This is a genomic window from Bacillus sp. CCNWLW194, from assembly GCF_037120585.1.
GTDB lineage: Bacteria > Bacillota > Bacilli > Bacillales > Bacillaceae_G > Bacillus_A > Bacillus_A basilensis.
Window position 1 is genome coordinate 244538 of the sequence record NZ_JBBBBL010000008.1, and the last position, 16380, is coordinate 260917.

Genomic DNA, 16380 nt, shown 5'->3' on the forward strand with positions numbered 1-16380 from the left:
ATTCAGTTTTTTCTTAGTATATTTACAATAGCAGTCGTTTCATTATTTTCTTTATACACACGTGGAATTCTTCTGTCTAACATACATGTAACTTCATAGTTAATTGTACCTAACATATCCGCTATTTCTTCTACTGCGATGTTTTCTTCGCCTTGTTTACCGTAGAATACTACTTCGTCTCCCACTTGCACTGGCATTGCTTTTGAAACGTCTAACATGAGCTGATCCATACAAACACGGCCAATAACAGGTACTCGAACTCCATTTATTAATGCATGCCCTTTATTAGATAACTGACGATTATAACCATCAGCATAACCAATCGGTACAGTTGCAATCCATTCTTCACCAGTCGTTACATACGTATTCCCATAACTTACACCGCGATTCTTCTTCGCATGTTTAATATGAGCTACTTTTGATTTTAACGACAACGCAGGCTGTAAAGAAACAACTGAATGATCTACCTCTTTTGAAGGATACATTCCATAAATTCCAATACCTACACGAACCATATTTTGAAATGTATTGCTAAGTTCCATTGAGCCTGCACTATTTGAACTATGAATATATGGGATATGAATTCCTAATTCTTTTGCTGCATTAACAGCTTTTTCAAATAAACTTGTTTGCATATTCGTATATGATTTATCGATTTCATCTGCCGTAGAGTAATGTGTAAACATTCCCACTATCTCTATATACTCCATACGGTTTAATTCTTCTAAAAATGGTATAACCTCTTCTTCTTGTAAACCGATACGACTCATTCCTGTATCAATTTTCACCTGAATTTGCGCTTTCTTTTGAAGACGGTTTGCGATTTCATTTATACCTTGTAAATCTTCACTTCTATAAACAGTCATCATAACGTCATATTGAATTGCCTCTTCAGCAGCCGCTACTGATGTATAGCCTAAAATTAAAATCGGCACGTTAATTCCTGCTTCTCTTAACTCTATCGCTTCATCTACAAATGCAACTGCAAGCTGGTTTATTCCTGCTTCAATAGCAGCTTTCGCAACTTCAACTGCCCCGTGGCCATACCCATTTGCTTTTACAGCAGCCATCATTGCAATATTTTCATCATTCACACGTTTTTTAAATTCTTTTACATTATGTTTTACTGCATTTAAGTCCACTTCAACAATTGTATCTCTTCCATATTTCAAACTCATTGGTCTAACTCCTAACTCAATAATTGCATTCCATTCTATTTCACGTTTCATATGACCTTTTACAATATAATACTTTTCAATATGCTAGTCAAACTACTAGAATTTTCGGAATTTTGAGTACGATATAATACCCTTAAGAAATTATTATATACGGAGATGAGGAGAATTACAATGTTTGTTGAATCTGCATTGCATCAGTTTAAAATTGCTGTTGATACTTCTATTCAAATGCTTAACCAATACAATGAAGACGATTTAAAAATACAACCTATTCACTCGAAGCGATCAGTATTTGAAATATGTGCACATCTTTCTCTTATTTGCCATGCAGATTTACTCATTTTAAATGGTATTACGGAAAAAGAGTTACATACCTTTTATTTAGAACATACACCGGAAACAATAGCCTACATGCAACAAATAATGATTGAAGGATACAATCTTCTCCCTAAAACATTTCTTTCCTATTCCAAAGAAGAATTAGCAGAAGTTATGACTGCCTATTGGGGTATTTCTTATTCGCGTTTTGAATGGTTGCTTGAAATTCTCTCGCATTTTTATCATCATCGCGGGCAAGTTCATATTTTATTATGCGAGCATATGAAAGATCCTTGCATTTCTTTATTTGAGTAAATTCCCACTCATTCAGTATCCAATCTACATATCATCAAATATATGTTCTTTATTTATAAATAGAGAAGCTATAAAACCAATAAAAAGTATCATTCCTAATAAAATAAATGTTTGAGCATAGCTTCCTATTTTCAAAAGATATATAGAAATGATGGGTCCTATACTAGTACCTAAAAATAAAATAAAAGTATAAATAGAAACTGCTATTCCTCTTGCTTTCCCTCCTAATTGACCTACAAGAGCAACTAAAGACGGAACTGATATAGCAATACCTATTACAAAACAGACACTCATTATAACAAGTAAAGGGAGGTATGAAACAAAGCCCATTGCACTTAGACTAAAAAGAGCGACCAACAGTCCACCCTGAAGAACTTTCCTTACTTCGAACCTCTTTGTTAAACGACCCGCAATCGGTGACATCACCATACCAAATAGCCCCGCTAAACGAAAATAAAGGATTTGTTCTGCAGTTAAATTGTAAATAGAAGAGCTCAAATAATTCCCTAAAACAGTATACATATTAACAAAAGCCATTAATAAAACAAAAGCTATCATATAGCTCAATACTAAGCTTTTATGTGTAAATACTTTACCCATCTGTTTAATCGGTCCTAAAATATCAGTATAAGATTGAGATGTCGCCCCTTTTGGAAGAGAATACTGAACCCATACAGCAGTAATCATATAGACAATGCTAAGAAGAAAGAACACCATATGCCATCCAAAATGTTGACTCACAACCGTACTTATTACCTGACCTACAATTCCAGCTACTAAAAAACCGGTACTAACAAATCCTATTGTTGTAACCTTTTTTCTACTGGAAACATTTCTACAACGTAGGCTAACGCTACCGGAGAAAATGTAGCTGCTGCTATCCCTTGTAATCCTCTAAGAATAACAAGCCAAAATATACTATCTACAAGCCCTAAGGAAAAAGAAATACTCGACAGAGCAAGTAATCCAATGAAGATCACCTTTTTTCGCCCATATTTATCAGAGATTGCCCCAAATAACAAACACCCTATAGCAAAGCCAATAGAAAATATACTGCCTGTAGCTGCAGATTGCGCTAGTGAAACAGTAAAAAGGTCTGAAAATAGAGCAATTAAAGGGATTGTTACATATAAACTAGACATAGCTACCATACCCGACCAACATAATACAACCGTCATTATTGTGTAATTCTTTTCACTATTTATTTCCTTTCCTATTTCCATCATAATCTCTCTCCCTTAATACGATTTGTTTTGTTAATTTAAAACCTCTAATCTAAAGCACTTAAAATAGTATTTCTTTAACTGTTATTTATTTTATTACATTGAAAAATTATGACTTACAATTAAAGTTAGTTAAACTTATAATGAGGCAGACTAATTATATTCCCAAATAAATAAGTTGACCCTCATAATCAACTTATTTATCTACCTTCTCCTAATTTCACCTGCATAGTTACTTGCATTTTATTTAATAACTTCTCTAAAACTTGACGCTCTTCTTGATTAAAGTCGTCAACTAACGAAGCGCAAGATAACCAAAAAGTTGGTAAAGATTGCGTAACTAGTTCTTTTCCTTTCGGAGTAATTTTCACTTTTAATCTTCTTCGATCTTCAGAATGATGGAATCTTACGATTAACTCTCGTTTCTCCATCCAATCTAATAAGCCAGTGACAGAAGCACGTGTTATCCCTAATCGACTCGCAATATCCGAAGGACTCATGTTCACTTCCTCCCCATTTGATTCCATTTCACGCAAAATAAACAACAGTAAAAAATCTAATTTACTTTCTGAAATACCAAGCGGAGCTAAATCTACGTCAACAGCATCCAGAACATTATCAGACGTCCATAACATTAACAAACCAAGTTTTGCTGCAATTGGATCCGTATCCGCTGATGCTGTTTTTTTTATTAGCTCAGCATATGGCTCAATCCCTAAAGGAAGAGAATCTTTTCTTGAACCCATTCATCTTCACTCTCCTTTCTTCTTAATTAGCTTACCTAACTACTTTTTCATTATACTCATATTTTTCCTTTTATTGCAAGAATATTGTTAGACAAAAAAATCCTGTAATTCAAACAGGATTTTTCAAACTGACTAGCTATTATTTTTAAATTATCCGAAACTCCTTTAAGGCGAAAGCAATACCACCTTCACTTGCCTTCTTTGTAACGAAATCAGCTCTTGTTTTTAACTCTTCTCCGCCATTACCCATTGCAATCCCTAATCCTACATACTGTAACATCTCAATATCATTTCTACCGTCACCAAAAGCCATGGCTTCTGATTTACAAACATTTAAGTGATCCAATACTTTTTGAATAGCCGTTAATTTTGATACTTTATTATCTTCCAATACATTTATGACATAACCATGAAAACGCTCAAACGTAAGCACTGGATATCTTTCAATAAATTTTTGAGCTTCTATTTCATCCGCATACAGACATAAACAATAGATCTCTTCTGACAAATCCCTGCTTTTTTCAGGATACTTTGCTAAATTTAACGTCTCGTTAAGCGCTTGAATTACACGTTCATTATCCGAGGCTATCCCGTTCATTGCAAAATCCTCTGTAAAATAAGAAACACCGTGACCATGTAATTCAGCAAACCCCGAGATATCATGAACGATGTCACTTGAAAGTACTGATTTATGTATAACTGTTTCTCCACACTTAATATGTGCACCATTTGCAGAAATAATTGTATGTATGCCCAGCTCTTTAAATTGCGAACATAAGCTATATGGTCTCCCTGTAGTAACAACTACATGAATTTCTTTATCTATTAATCTTTGTATTGCCTCTTTTGTGCTCTCATGCATACTTCTATCAATCTCGCTTAAAAGAGTGCCATCAACATCAAAAAACACTACTTTGTACATAGGTCTTTACATCCCGTCCAAATGACTCGTATCATTAATGAAATGTACCGTTTTTTGTTCTCCATCAATTTCAATTAAGCTTATTCCTGTATCTCCCATTTTAAAATAATAGTCCATTGAAATTGGCATTTTGAAAAATGCACGTAATAGACTATTTATTACACCACCATGTGCAACAATTGCAATTCGGTCATATGTATTCTCTGTCACGATTTTAGAAAAGATTCCTTCTATTCTCATTCGAAACTCAATAAACGATTCCCCGTTTTCAAAACGATCATGAAGAAACTTTGGCTCTGGATATTTCTTTGCTTCTTCAAATGATAAGCCTGCTTGCACTCCATTATTAAACTCCATTAATTCCTCTTCTAATTGAATTGGACACCCAATTCCTTCAGCTAACGTTTCAGCAGTTTCACGAGCACGTTTTAATGTACTTGCCCAAATGAAATCTGGTGGAAAATCTGTTTTCACTTTCTGTACAAGCCTTTGCACTTGCTGTCTTCCCTTTTCTGTTAATTCAAAGTCAGCTCGTCCTTCATGTACGTTTAAGATATCAGCTTCTGATTCTCCGTGGCGTATTAGTAGTATTTGCATGTTTCTTCACTCCCCTTTTTAATATCCGAAAAATTCCATTATATCATACTCTGAATTTTCTATAACAAAAAAGAGAAATGGCATCCCATTTCTCTTTTGCACTCTTATTGTTCTTTTTCTGTATCATTTGAAGGTAATCTCTTCGCCTGTTTTTCTTTAAAGATTTCTCCAATTGCCCCGAGAGTACCAAGTGTTTCAATTGCATTAGATGGAATAAAGACTTTATTTGCTGGCCCTTTTGCAACTTCAGCTAATGATTCAAATGATTTGTAAGCAAGTATACGCTCATCTAGATTCGCTTCACGAAGTAATTCAATTCGATTTTGTTCTGCTTTTGCAATTTCCTCAATCGCTCTTGCTTCCCCTTGCGCTTCTAATTCTTTTGCTTCTTTTAACCCTTCAGCTTCTCTGATACGTGCTTCTTTATCCCCTTCAGCCATTAAGATTTTACTTTGCTTTTCCCCTTCAGCACGAAGGACTTTATCTTGTTTGGCAGCTTCAGCCTCTAAAATAATCGCACGTTTATTACGTTCTGCTTTCATTTGTTTTTCCATTGATGCTTGCACATCTTTTGGTGGGTTAATATCTACTACTTCAACACGTTCAATACGAACGCCCCATTTTTCTGTTGCTTCATCAAGCGCTAAGCGAATTTCTGTTGAAATTTTTTCACGACCAGATAACGTTTCATCCAGTTCCATTTTACCAATAATTTGACGCATCGTTGCAGAAGTAATGTTACGAACACCATATTCATAGTTTGAAATACCATATGTCGCAAGTTCTGGTTCCACAATTTGATAGAAAATAATTGTATCAATTTCTACTTGAACATTATCTTTTGTAATCACCTTTTGCGGTGGTACATTCGTTTGTTGAATACGTAAGTCGTGATATACGCGAACGCGATCCACAATTGGTATTAATAAATTTAATCCTGGTTGCATAATACGTTGAAACTTACCAAATCTTTCAACGACCCCAACTTTTTGCTGAGGAATAATTTTAATTGTTAATGCAATAAATGTAACAACAATTAGTGCAAATATAATCGTTAACGTTAATGCTACCATATTTATTCACTCTCCCTTTTCACTTGTAAAATAGTACTATGCCTCTTTATAACAACGATTTTTTCTCCAACATCAATTGGATCATCTGCAACAGCTGTCCAAGTATCTCCATCAACCTTCACAATACCATTCACTTCATTTGTAATCGCTTGCATAACAATCCCTTTTTTACCTGCAAGCATATCTACTGTATCAGTAAAGCCTTTTGCTTCCCGAAAATTTTTTGAAATTCTTTTGGTGAAGAAAGTCAGTGTTAAACTTACAATCGCACCAACAACAACTTGTAATAATAGTGCTTCAGGGACAAACAAAGCAATAAGACCTCCGACAACAGCTCCAATTCCAAGCCAAAGCATGTAAAACGTAATCGACAACATTTCTGCAATAAATAAAATACCAGCTATTATAAACCAAATTACCCAAGCAGCCATATACAACCCTCACTTTCTTTCTCATTTTCTATATGTATATGAAGAAAAGTATGGTTTATCCGCCCTTTCTAATACGTGGGCGCTTACTACAAGCTATTGTACATATTCACTGTTATAATGAGCATTATTAAAATACTATATTAATATATTCTTCATTATACATGAAATTCCCTTTCAAAAAGTGACAAAAAATTAAATTCTTTCGAAAATTAAATTTTCAAACTATAATTATTCTAACTATTGTAATATTTTTTCAGAAAGGTTGTGTGCTTATTGCACAAGCGTTCCCTAACATACTATTTAAGCTCTAAAATATGCATTACTCTTGCTGACATCGTATACGTAATGATAATTACAACTCATATGTATATCACAACTAAATCCGCTACATTAACTGCTCTCTTTCCATTATTACAAGTCCTAACTAATCTTATAGCAAATACATCTGCACCACTTATAATGAATCGATTTCCATCTTATTCATTACTGTTTACACTACAATGGTCAAAAACTGCTCTATTATTTTTATTAATGATATTATTCCCGGTCCTTTCCACAAACATTGTAGCACTATTAATTTTCATTTTTTTCATTTCATTATGTAGTGGCTGGAGCGCTCCATTACTATACGGTATTCTACCCCGCCTTACACCACAAGAAAATTTAGTAAAAGTAAATAGTATTTTTTCCTTTTCCATACAAATTGCGCAAGCCGCTGCTTATTCATTTACAAGTGTTATTGTTCTTCTTATCGGCGCTACTTCTACACTTATGATAAATAACATTTTGATGATTTTCGGATGTGTTGCACTACACTTTTCATTACGTTCCATACATAATGAACGAGTAATAGAGCCTTCTTCTTCAAAAGGCGCCGCTTTATTAGAAGGTTGGAAACTCTTATTTCAAAATCCTGCTCTCCGTACCGTTACATGTATGGACTTAATTGAAACATTCGCAGGGACAATATGGATCGGCGCTATTACGATGGCTTATGTAACGACTGCCCTTCATAAAGGAGAAGAATGGTGGGGATATATTAATACAAGTTATTATGTTGGGACGTTAATTGGCGGGCTATTAGCGTGGAAAATGAGTATATACATTCAAAACAATTTAATACGATCCATGGCGATAGGCTCTCTTATGTTTAGTATTCTTACATTTTTATATGGTATGACAAGTAGCGGATTTATTGCGCTTTTTCTATGTGTTCTAATGGGTCCATGTTATCAAATTAGAGATATTTCTCAAACGACAGTTCTACAATCAAGTGTCGCTCCTTCTTTATTATCAAGAATGTATACAGCACATGGCGCACTTCTTTCAACAGCTTCTGGTCTTTCTATGCTTAGTGTTGGTATTATTACTGATATGTTCGGTGTTCGTACAATTTATATCATCGCTTCTTTTCTTATTTTATGTTCTGCTTGTTTATCTTTTAGTTTATTAAAATATGATAAGACCGATCAAAAAATATCTTAATGTAATCAATAAAGCAAAAAGGACAGAAATTCCTGTCCTTTTTGTATATTCTATTTATGACAAATTAGGGATTTCCCTATGTTTAGTCGCTTGTTCATAAGCATATGCTAGTTTAATTAATATTCCTTCACTAAAAGCTGTACTTGCAAGAGTAATCCCAAAAGGTCTCCCACTCTCCATATATCCTGCAGGTATTGCAATAGACGGATAACCTGCTTTCGCACATATAGTGGAGCCTATATAAGAAGGGAACAGAATCGCATCAAGATTATATTTTTCCAGTGCAAAATCAATGCCTTGTTCTTGAGAAAAATATATATCTTCTAACCTTGCATTTAAATATTCTGAATTTCTTAATGTATTAGGGAAATCTTTTCTTATTTCTAATTTAGTTTGTCCATATTTCAAAGCTCTTTCTGCTATGTTTTTATTAAACTCCATTAATTCCGAAATAGAATGTACTGGAATAGTTGAAGGTAATTTAGAAAGATAATTATCTAGACTATGCTTTAGTTCATAAAGCGATACTCCCCAACTCCATTCCCTATGAAAAGATGGAATATCAATATCCTCTACTACTGTCGCGCCCTTACTACGCAATACCTCAATCGTTTCCTTAAACAATTTTTCATCATACTCACCAGATTCATAATAATCTTTTGGCGCATTGCTATATACACCAATCTTTGCTCCATTTAAACCATTATCATCAAGATACTTTGTATAGTCATCTTCTGCTATACCTTCACTTTTATGAGTAGCTACATCCTTGTCGTCTAACCCAGTTAAACTCCCTAACAAAATAGTAGCATCTGTTACCGTTCTAGCAAATGGTCCCGCTGTATCCTGTGAATAAGTAAACGGAATAATTCCCCTACGACTAATTAGACCAACAGTCGGTTTAATACCTACTACAGAGTTTTGAACAGCTGGACTCAATATAGAACCATCTGTTTCTGTTCCAACAGATACTACTGTAAAATTAGCGGCGACTGCTATCGCAGACCCTGTACTTGAGCCGCCAACAAACATATCATCCTCACCTGTACCGTAAGGGTTTATTGTTTGCCCACCTCTTGCACTATATCCAGCCCACATGTCAAAAGACATTCCATTTGCTAATTCTGTCATATTTGTTTTTCCTATTATCACTGCTCCTGCTTCTCGCAGTTTCGTAACGAGAAATGCATCTTCACTACTTATATGTTGTTCTAGTGCAATCGTACCTGCACTTGTATGCATAGAATCATTCGTTTCGATATTGTCTTTAAGTAAAACAGGTATGCCGTGTAGCGGACCTCTTACACCTTTTGTTTTTCTTTCATGATCTAGCGCTTCTGCCATAAAGATAGCGTCCGGGTTGATTTCTAAAATAGAATTGATTTTAGGTCCGTCTTGATCATACTTTGCGATTCTATGAAGATAATACATAACTAGTTCTTTTGAAGTTAATTTTCCCGCTTCCATCGCTGCTTGTATATCAGGAATATTTAATTCTTTTTGTAATAGTGCATTGAACTGCATCTCCATTTTCATTCTCCTTCTATAAAACCTTTTATTGATAATATGTCTCTATTACTTTTTCATTTTCTCCGCTCCTCGCATATACAACTACAATCCCTTTAAGAGAATTCAACTTTCCAATGTAAAAACCTTTTATTTCCTGAAAAATAAAAAGAGTCTGAAACGAATAAACTACCGCTTCAGACTCTTTTCTTACTTTACATATACCTCATCTAACAAATGTAAAAACTCACCTTGTTTCCCGGCTAATTCAGGGCATTTTGCAATATTAACCCATTCGTAGCAAAATACTAAACCTTGATCTTCCTCACCCGCACTTACTATATGTTCCCAAGTATCTTTTACATCTGTTAGTAACGTTACGTGGAAAAAATGTCGTTTTTGATATTCCTTTTTCTCTTTCACATGTATGATGTAATCTGCTAAAAAACTCTCTATGCATAAATGACGTAATCCAGTCTCTTCTTGTACTTCACGTAAAAGTGCTGCTTCTAACGTTTCTCCTACGTCAACTGTTCCCCCTGGTACTTGTATACCAGCTTCAGGTACATCACGATGTTTAAAAACAAGCAGTTGCATAACTCCCTCTTTTTCTCTTGTCACATATGCGTGTACTTTTTTCTTATATAACACCGTCATAATCCTTCTCTCCCCTCAATTGTTCACTCTGTTACTTCTTCAAGTGTCAGTTGATTTTCATATAAATATGTAGCTTGTGGATTCCCCACATACCTCACATGCCATGGTTCAAATCGATAGCCCGTAAGCGATTCTTTCTCTTTTGTATATCGAATGACAAAACCAAATTTATGAGCATTTTCAGAAAGCCACTGCCCTTCTTTCGTTTCACCAAAAATTGTCTCTAACTGAAACTTAGCAGATTGCGATGTAATATCCATAGCTAGTCCAGTTTGATGTTCACTCGTTCCAGGAACTGCACTCGACATTGCTGTTTTTGCTTCTCCATCTTGTTTTTTATACATCGTATTCAATGCTTTTTGTCGATCAAAAGATCTAAATCCAGAGACTGCAAAAAGGAAAATACGCTCCTTATCAGCTTGCTGAAACATTTCCTCAAGCGCTCTCGCTGCCTCTTTCCTCATTTTTTTCTTTTCTTGATCACCTTCACTTGAGTAGCGCACTTTCGGAATAACTAAATCTGGCGGTCTATACCCATCTGGCAAACGCCTACTTTTATTCACAAGCACAAGCATCGAATTCGGATTACTAATTACCGCAATATCACCATCCATATTCGCAATCGTTTCTTTCGCTTTCGGAAATATGTTATTTACATTTACCTCGCGCGCCTGCTTATCCTTATACATTTTATAATTGATTCCTGCTACTCCAACAATGAGTATCGCCGCTACGATACCAAGTAGTATCCATCTTTTTTTCATATAACGACCTCTTATTTTAATAATTTGGCCATTTCATACTCATCGATGTTCTCACCATCGATAATAAGAGCAGCTTTTTTGACACCTTCTTTCTCAAATCCAGCTTTTTTATATAGTGCCTGAGCTCTTGTATTGTGGGCCATTACCGTTAATTCTAAACGCCATACATCATGTAATCTTGCCCACTTCTCAGCCTCTTTAAACAAACTCGTCCCAATACCTCGCCCGCTATACTCTTGCAAAATACCAATTACAATACCTGCTACATGTCGCTTTCTTTGAATATTATTTCCATTCACTAAAATAAATCCTACTATTCTCTCTTCTTCAACTGCTACCAATATTGTTGCATATTCATTTTCTATAAAGCGATGAATCATTTGTTCTTGTTGCTTAACTGTAAATTTTCTTTCTCCTGGTTCATATAACATAAATTTTGTTTCTTCATCTAATTGCTTACTTAATTGCAAAAATGATGCTGCATCTTCTACTTTAATTTCCCTGATCACCTGAATCACCCTACCAATTTCATAATATAAAAATTTTCCTTGTAAAAAGATTTTCTCTACTCTTCCGAAAATCCCTTTCTAATTTACCCAGTATAAATAGACAAATTTCGATATTACTATAACAATTAAAAATTATGTCCATTATGTGACATCGTATCATCCACATTTCAAACCAAAGAAAAAAAACGTAAGCATTACACTTACGTTTTTCCAAAATTGGTATGAGCTAATAATTATTAGCGGGGGCCTCCCACTATTTTAGTTTCACTTTATCCATTCACTTTTTCAGCTTGCCAAAAGTATTCACCAAATGCTTTAGCAAGTGCGTCAATTGATCGATTTAATTCTTCTTCTGTATTATCTACACCACCAACTTCAATTAATATTGCTTGCCCTGACAAATCTTGATTATAGACTCCATTGCCTGTTTGGAATCCTTTTTGAATGACACCACGGCTAACCCCTGGATATTTCTTATTAATTGTCTCATGTAAAGCCGTTGCTAATTGTAGGTTCCTTTCATAGTTTTTATTTCCTTTTCCTATTACGAAAGCAAGCTTTGCATATGATTTATCTCCAATTGCTTTTGTCGTTACATTTTTCCGAGCACTATCACGATGTAAGTCAAAAAAGTACTGTAGTTCCTTATTGTCAGTCATTGCTTCTTGTACAATTTCTCGTGACATTTTATAAGAACTATTACTATTTAATCCTTTACTAATCAACTTTTGACCAACATCAGTCTTATCGTTTGTTGCTCCGATTCCTTCACCTTCTAATTGTTCACGAAATCGGTCACCGACTATTGAAATATTCGTGACGGAACTTGTTGCTTTATTCGGATTTGGATCGTTTGTTAAATTCAATAACGGCAAATAAGATTCCCAGCTATGCGAATGATAAATAAAAGCAACTTGTCTTTTTCCTGTCGTTTGAGCAGGTTGCTTTTTCTCTTTGTTCTTATCCGGTTTTGGAGCCTGTCCACCTTCTCCAGTCCGTTCTTTTACTACTTCTTCAAGTGGAACGCTCGACTCTATCGGTAAGTTAGAATAATTTGTCCCTTCACCCGCAATAACAATTTCTGTATCGTACTTACCAAAACCAGGTAGCTCTTTACCGACAAAACTTCGTACATCGTTAAAACGAATATTCGTAGCCATGGAAAAGAGAAACGACGATATTGAAAAATCTTGATTTAAATTCCTATATTCCTGTGTAAAATAATGATTCTCTTTCCCAAGAACATACATGTAACCATTCATCGATAACTCATTTAACCAATTATATAAATACGTTGACTTTGTCTCTTTCATAGAGGTTACCATCATACTAATAAGAAAAAAAGTCGCTAGTACTGTAGCAATAATAAATAATACTAACTTACGTACACTCGTGAACTTCACATAAAAAAAGCCTCGATTCATACTATCACCTCTCTATTTCAAGTTATGTACAAGCTCTAGAGAATAGACCGTCTAAATTCCGGCTATATTGTTAATGAGGTGAAATGAATTGAAGCTACTAATAGGAACATTACCCATTGTATTATCATTTGTTTTTTATTGGCTTGCTAAGCAACCTACAATCCGTGTTGCGTTACATATTTCAGCGTACTTGACTCTGTATGTACTCGGAACAATTATTTCTATTAATATATATGAGGTTTTAATACAAGATTTAGTTTTTATGACAAGCATTCATGGGATTTTACTAAATCCATTTTTTCTTATATCAGGAGCGTATATAGGGATATACACTTTGTACCTACTTTTGTCCTACATGATTACAAATATGAAAAATGGAGCGTAATGAAATGCAACCACCGTTCATCTGTCATACATGCAAAAAAAGAATTACGCGAAAGAAAGATCTTATTACTACCACATGGTACTTCCGCTTTTATGTATTTCACAGTGATTGTTTTAAACGACAGCAAGTTTTCATCTCACGATTTATCCCTGTGAATACACTTATTAATTTCTTTCTTATTATATATGGGCTGATTGTTGGTAGTATTCTTATGATTGCAGAGCCATCTATCATTTGGCTTATTTTCTTATTTCCCATTTTATATCGGTTTCTTTCCTATTATTATGTTGAACGTTTTTTCTCTAAATGAAAGTTAGACTTTCCTTTAGGAATACTTAAACATTCCCACTCGTTTTCTTTTAACATTTTACCGATGTAAATCATTTGTCCAATATGCAAAGCATAATGAGAATTTTGTCTTTCAATTGCTTGCATGACAGTATGTGCTTCACCGCGAATATATACCGTCTGTATTAAATGTTCCGGCGTTAGCACATTCATCGTTTTAAAAACATATTCCCAACCTTCATTCCATGCTGCGAGTACCTCTTCCTTAGAAGAATAACCACCTTCAAATTCAGCATCTCGGTTACGATCTATTTTTTCACCGTCAGATGTTAAAAAATCCGTCCATCTAGAACGCATATTACCGTGCAGATGCTTAATTATGATCGCTATGCTATTTGTTGCTTCATGAGAAGACCATTCAATCTGTTCATATGATAATTGTGAAAGCACCCGTTCCCCTTGTTTCTTTGTTGCTTCAAAATTCGAAATGGCACATTGTAAATATTCGCGTCCAATATCCATGCTCCCCCGCCTTTTCACTAACTAATTTTTGTTCCATTTGGTAATTCCATATTAGGCTGAAGTACTACAACATCACCCGCTTCAGGTACTCCTCCTAATACTAGTACTTCCGATTTGAACCCAGCTACACGCTTTGGCGGAAAGTTTACAATCGCAACGATTTGTTGACCCACTAAATCTTCTGGATTATACCTTTTCGTAATTTGAGCACTCGACTGTTTTATCCCAATTTCCCCAAAATCAATTTCTAGTTTAATCGCTGGCACCCTCGCTTCTTTAAATTCCTCTGCATGTATCACCGTTCCAATCCGCAAATCCAAAGTTAAAAAATCTTCAAAATTAGCCATTATATCATTCCTCCCCATTATTACTTAGACAAAATACAAAAATCCCCTTTAAAAAAAGAAAGGCGCCTAAGCACCTTTCTTTTGTAATTCACTTGATTCATTTGACTTATAGAAGAAGAAACCGAGAATCCCGCCAATACATGATGGAATTAACCATCCGATTCCTTCGTTATATAACGGTAACATTTGTAGTACATTAGAAATCGCGTCAATTTTAATCTTCGCACTTTCTAAACCGTTAAAGAAACTAATCAACAACGCACCTAAAATAGCTCCAATATAAATAGTATTACGCTTCCCAATCCATTTATGGAAGTAAGAAAGTACGATTAATACGATTGCAACTGGATAAATGATCATTAACACTGGTAAAGTAACTGCGATTAATTGTGTTAAACCTAGGTTAGATACAATTAAACTAAACACACATACCATTGTTACAATCGTTTTATGCGAAAGTTTTGGGAATAAGTTTGTAAAGAAACCAGCACAAGCTGATGTTAATCCAACAGAAGTTGTTAAACAAGCAAGTATAATAACAAGTCCTAATAAAATTTTACCACTTGTTCCATATAACTCATTTACAACATTCGTTAAAATAAGTCCACCATTCTCCGATACACCAAGTGATGTACTTGTTGAACCAAGATAAGCAAGTGATAAATAGATTAACGTTAAACCAAGTACAGCAATAATACCTGATACTACTGTTATTTTTGCAATTTGATTACTCTCTTTTATTCCTTTAGAGCGGATAACTTGTACAACGACAATTCCAAATACAAGCGCACTAATTGCATCCATCGTTAAATATCCTTGAATAAAACCACCAAAGAAAGTATTTTCTTTATATGCCGCTAGCGGCGCAGCTGGTTCTCCAATCGGATCAATAATTGCCTTTCCGACAATAACAGCAACAATCAATACTAATACTGGTGTAAGAAATTTCCCAAACCAATCCACTAATTTAGATGGATTTAAAGATAAATACCACGTTATTCCGAAGAAAATTATCGTGAAAAGAAATAGCATGTACCACTCTGAAACCAGTGCCTCTGATAAAAATGGCTTCATACCCATTTCAAATGAAACGGCTCCAGTACGCGGAATCGCGAAAAATGGTCCAATCGCTAAATAACTAATTAATGGAAAAACAAACGCAAATATAGGGTGAACTCTAGAAGATAGCGCTTTCAAGTCCCCCTCTACAAACGCGACAGCTGTTACAGCTAATAGGGGTAATCCGACTCCCGTTACAAGGAATCCAATTGTAGCAACCCAAACATTCTCTCCAGCTTGTTGCCCTAAAACTGGTGGGAAAATTAAATTTCCTGCTCCTAAAAATAGTGCAAATAACATTAAACCAATTGCTACCGTATCACCTGGCCTTAAACGTCCCTTCATGCTTTTCATTTGCATAGCACTTTTTCATTGTTTATCTCTATTTTCACAATATGCTATGCATCCTCCTCTCTGCTCAAGATGATAAAATATGCCCCTTACAAAGCAGTGTCTTTCTCCATAATTTCTCCATTCCCCTTATTCTTACTCTAATTATTAATTTTGATTTTTTTGAATATTTAACTCATTAGAGTGGTATTACGTGGAGTAAAGTTGTCAGACCTCTTTGTTTTTATCACACATATAGTAACATATTTAGTTGAAAAATAAAAACATATTTTCAAATTGA

Annotated in this window: 18 protein-coding genes and 1 pseudogene; 4 read left to right on the plus strand and 15 right to left on the minus strand. The window is 34.7% G+C overall.

Annotated features, from left to right (window positions below; all coding sequences use genetic code 11):
• Window positions 1-2 precede the first annotated feature (2 nt).
• Window positions 3-1178, minus strand: coding sequence for an alanine racemase (gene alr / locus V7S50_RS19705; protein WP_097949752.1), 1176 nt, complete (start codon window positions 1176-1178; stop codon window positions 3-5).
• 171 nt (window positions 1179-1349) lie between these two features.
• On the opposite strand from alr, the gene V7S50_RS19710 reads away from it, so the two are divergent.
• Complete coding sequence (locus V7S50_RS19710) at window positions 1350-1811, plus strand: DinB family protein (RefSeq protein WP_242251667.1); 462 nt, start codon at window positions 1350-1352, stop codon at window positions 1809-1811.
• Between the two features lie 24 nt (window positions 1812-1835).
• On the opposite strand, the pseudogene V7S50_RS19715 reads toward V7S50_RS19710, so the two are convergent.
• The 6 genes and pseudogenes from V7S50_RS19715 to V7S50_RS19740 all read right to left on the minus strand — a co-directional run bounded on the left by V7S50_RS19715 (window position 1836) and on the right by V7S50_RS19740 (window position 6803).
• Window positions 1836-3034, minus strand: a pseudogene (locus V7S50_RS19715) (MFS transporter).
• Between the two features lie 200 nt (window positions 3035-3234).
• Window positions 3235-3780, minus strand: coding sequence for a MarR family winged helix-turn-helix transcriptional regulator (locus V7S50_RS19720; protein WP_242251665.1), 546 nt, complete (start codon window positions 3778-3780; stop codon window positions 3235-3237).
• Between the two features lie 145 nt (window positions 3781-3925).
• Window positions 3926-4702: a Cof-type HAD-IIB family hydrolase gene (locus tag V7S50_RS19725; RefSeq protein ID WP_242251663.1), complete on the minus strand. Its 777-nt coding sequence runs from the start codon at window positions 4700-4702 to the stop codon at window positions 3926-3928.
• A gap of 6 nt (window positions 4703-4708) precedes the next feature.
• The gene (locus V7S50_RS19730; RefSeq protein ID WP_063222748.1) at window positions 4709-5299 is read right to left on the minus strand and encodes a histidine phosphatase family protein; all 591 of its coding nucleotides are present in this window, start codon (window positions 5297-5299) and stop codon (window positions 4709-4711) included.
• Between the two features lie 104 nt (window positions 5300-5403).
• Window positions 5404-6372 carry an SPFH domain-containing protein gene (locus V7S50_RS19735; protein ID WP_242251662.1) on the minus strand — a complete coding sequence of 323 codons (969 nt, stop codon included), beginning with the start codon at window positions 6370-6372 and terminating at the stop codon, window positions 5404-5406.
• Window positions 6373-6374: 2 nt separating this feature from the next.
• A complete protein-coding gene (locus V7S50_RS19740) occupies window positions 6375-6803 on the minus strand; it encodes an NfeD family protein (RefSeq protein WP_242251661.1) in 429 nt (142 codons plus the stop codon).
• Between the two features lie 273 nt (window positions 6804-7076).
• On the opposite strand from V7S50_RS19740, the gene V7S50_RS19745 reads away from it, so the two are divergent.
• Entirely contained in the window at window positions 7077-8288 is a 1212-nt protein-coding gene (locus tag V7S50_RS19745; protein WP_242251659.1) for an MFS transporter, read from the plus strand.
• Window positions 8289-8342: 54 nt separating this feature from the next.
• Here V7S50_RS19745 and V7S50_RS19750 read toward each other — a convergent pair whose 3' ends face one another.
• The 5 genes from V7S50_RS19750 to spoIIP form a co-directional block, all read right to left on the minus strand.
• Window positions 8343-9818, minus strand: coding sequence for an amidase family protein (locus tag V7S50_RS19750; RefSeq protein WP_242251658.1), 1476 nt, complete (start codon window positions 9816-9818; stop codon window positions 8343-8345).
• Between the two features lie 186 nt (window positions 9819-10004).
• Window positions 10005-10451, minus strand: coding sequence for an NUDIX hydrolase (locus tag V7S50_RS19755; protein WP_098555908.1), 447 nt, complete (start codon window positions 10449-10451; stop codon window positions 10005-10007).
• A 23-nt stretch (window positions 10452-10474) separates the two neighbouring features.
• Window positions 10475-11215 (minus strand): M15 family metallopeptidase, encoded by a 741-nt coding sequence (locus V7S50_RS19760; RefSeq protein ID WP_242251657.1) that lies wholly within the window; start codon window positions 11213-11215, stop codon window positions 10475-10477.
• An 11-nt stretch (window positions 11216-11226) separates the two neighbouring features.
• Window positions 11227-11724: a GNAT family N-acetyltransferase gene (locus V7S50_RS19765; RefSeq protein ID WP_242251656.1), complete on the minus strand. Its 498-nt coding sequence runs from the start codon at window positions 11722-11724 to the stop codon at window positions 11227-11229.
• A gap of 269 nt (window positions 11725-11993) precedes the next feature.
• Window positions 11994-13148: a stage II sporulation protein SpoIIP gene (gene spoIIP / locus V7S50_RS19770; protein ID WP_242251655.1), complete on the minus strand. Its 1155-nt coding sequence runs from the start codon at window positions 13146-13148 to the stop codon at window positions 11994-11996.
• A gap of 88 nt (window positions 13149-13236) precedes the next feature.
• Between spoIIP and V7S50_RS19775 the strand changes: the two genes are divergently transcribed.
• Together V7S50_RS19775 and V7S50_RS19780 are read left to right on the plus strand one after the other, a co-directional pair.
• Complete coding sequence (locus V7S50_RS19775) at window positions 13237-13533, plus strand: hypothetical protein (RefSeq protein ID WP_063222757.1); 297 nt, start codon at window positions 13237-13239, stop codon at window positions 13531-13533.
• A 4-nt stretch (window positions 13534-13537) separates the two neighbouring features.
• Window positions 13538-13843 carry a permease gene (locus V7S50_RS19780; RefSeq protein ID WP_242251922.1) on the plus strand — a complete coding sequence of 102 codons (306 nt, stop codon included), beginning with the start codon at window positions 13538-13540 and terminating at the stop codon, window positions 13841-13843.
• Here the strand turns inward: V7S50_RS19780 and V7S50_RS19785 are convergent.
• From V7S50_RS19785 to brnQ4, 3 genes are all read right to left on the minus strand, one after another.
• Window positions 13816-14343 (minus strand): DUF1572 domain-containing protein, encoded by a 528-nt coding sequence (locus V7S50_RS19785; protein WP_098555904.1) that lies wholly within the window; start codon window positions 14341-14343, stop codon window positions 13816-13818. The genes V7S50_RS19780 and V7S50_RS19785 overlap by 28 nt on opposite strands.
• Window positions 14344-14360: 17 nt before the next feature.
• On the minus strand, window positions 14361-14690 hold the full coding sequence (gene csaA, locus V7S50_RS19790; RefSeq protein WP_242251654.1) for a chaperone CsaA: 330 nt from the start codon (window positions 14688-14690) through the stop codon (window positions 14361-14363).
• Window positions 14691-14756: 66 nt separating this feature from the next.
• Entirely contained in the window at window positions 14757-16094 is a 1338-nt protein-coding gene (gene brnQ4, locus V7S50_RS19795) for a branched-chain amino acid transport system II carrier protein BrnQ4 (RefSeq protein ID WP_396022990.1), read from the minus strand.
• Window positions 16095-16380 lie beyond the last annotated feature (286 nt).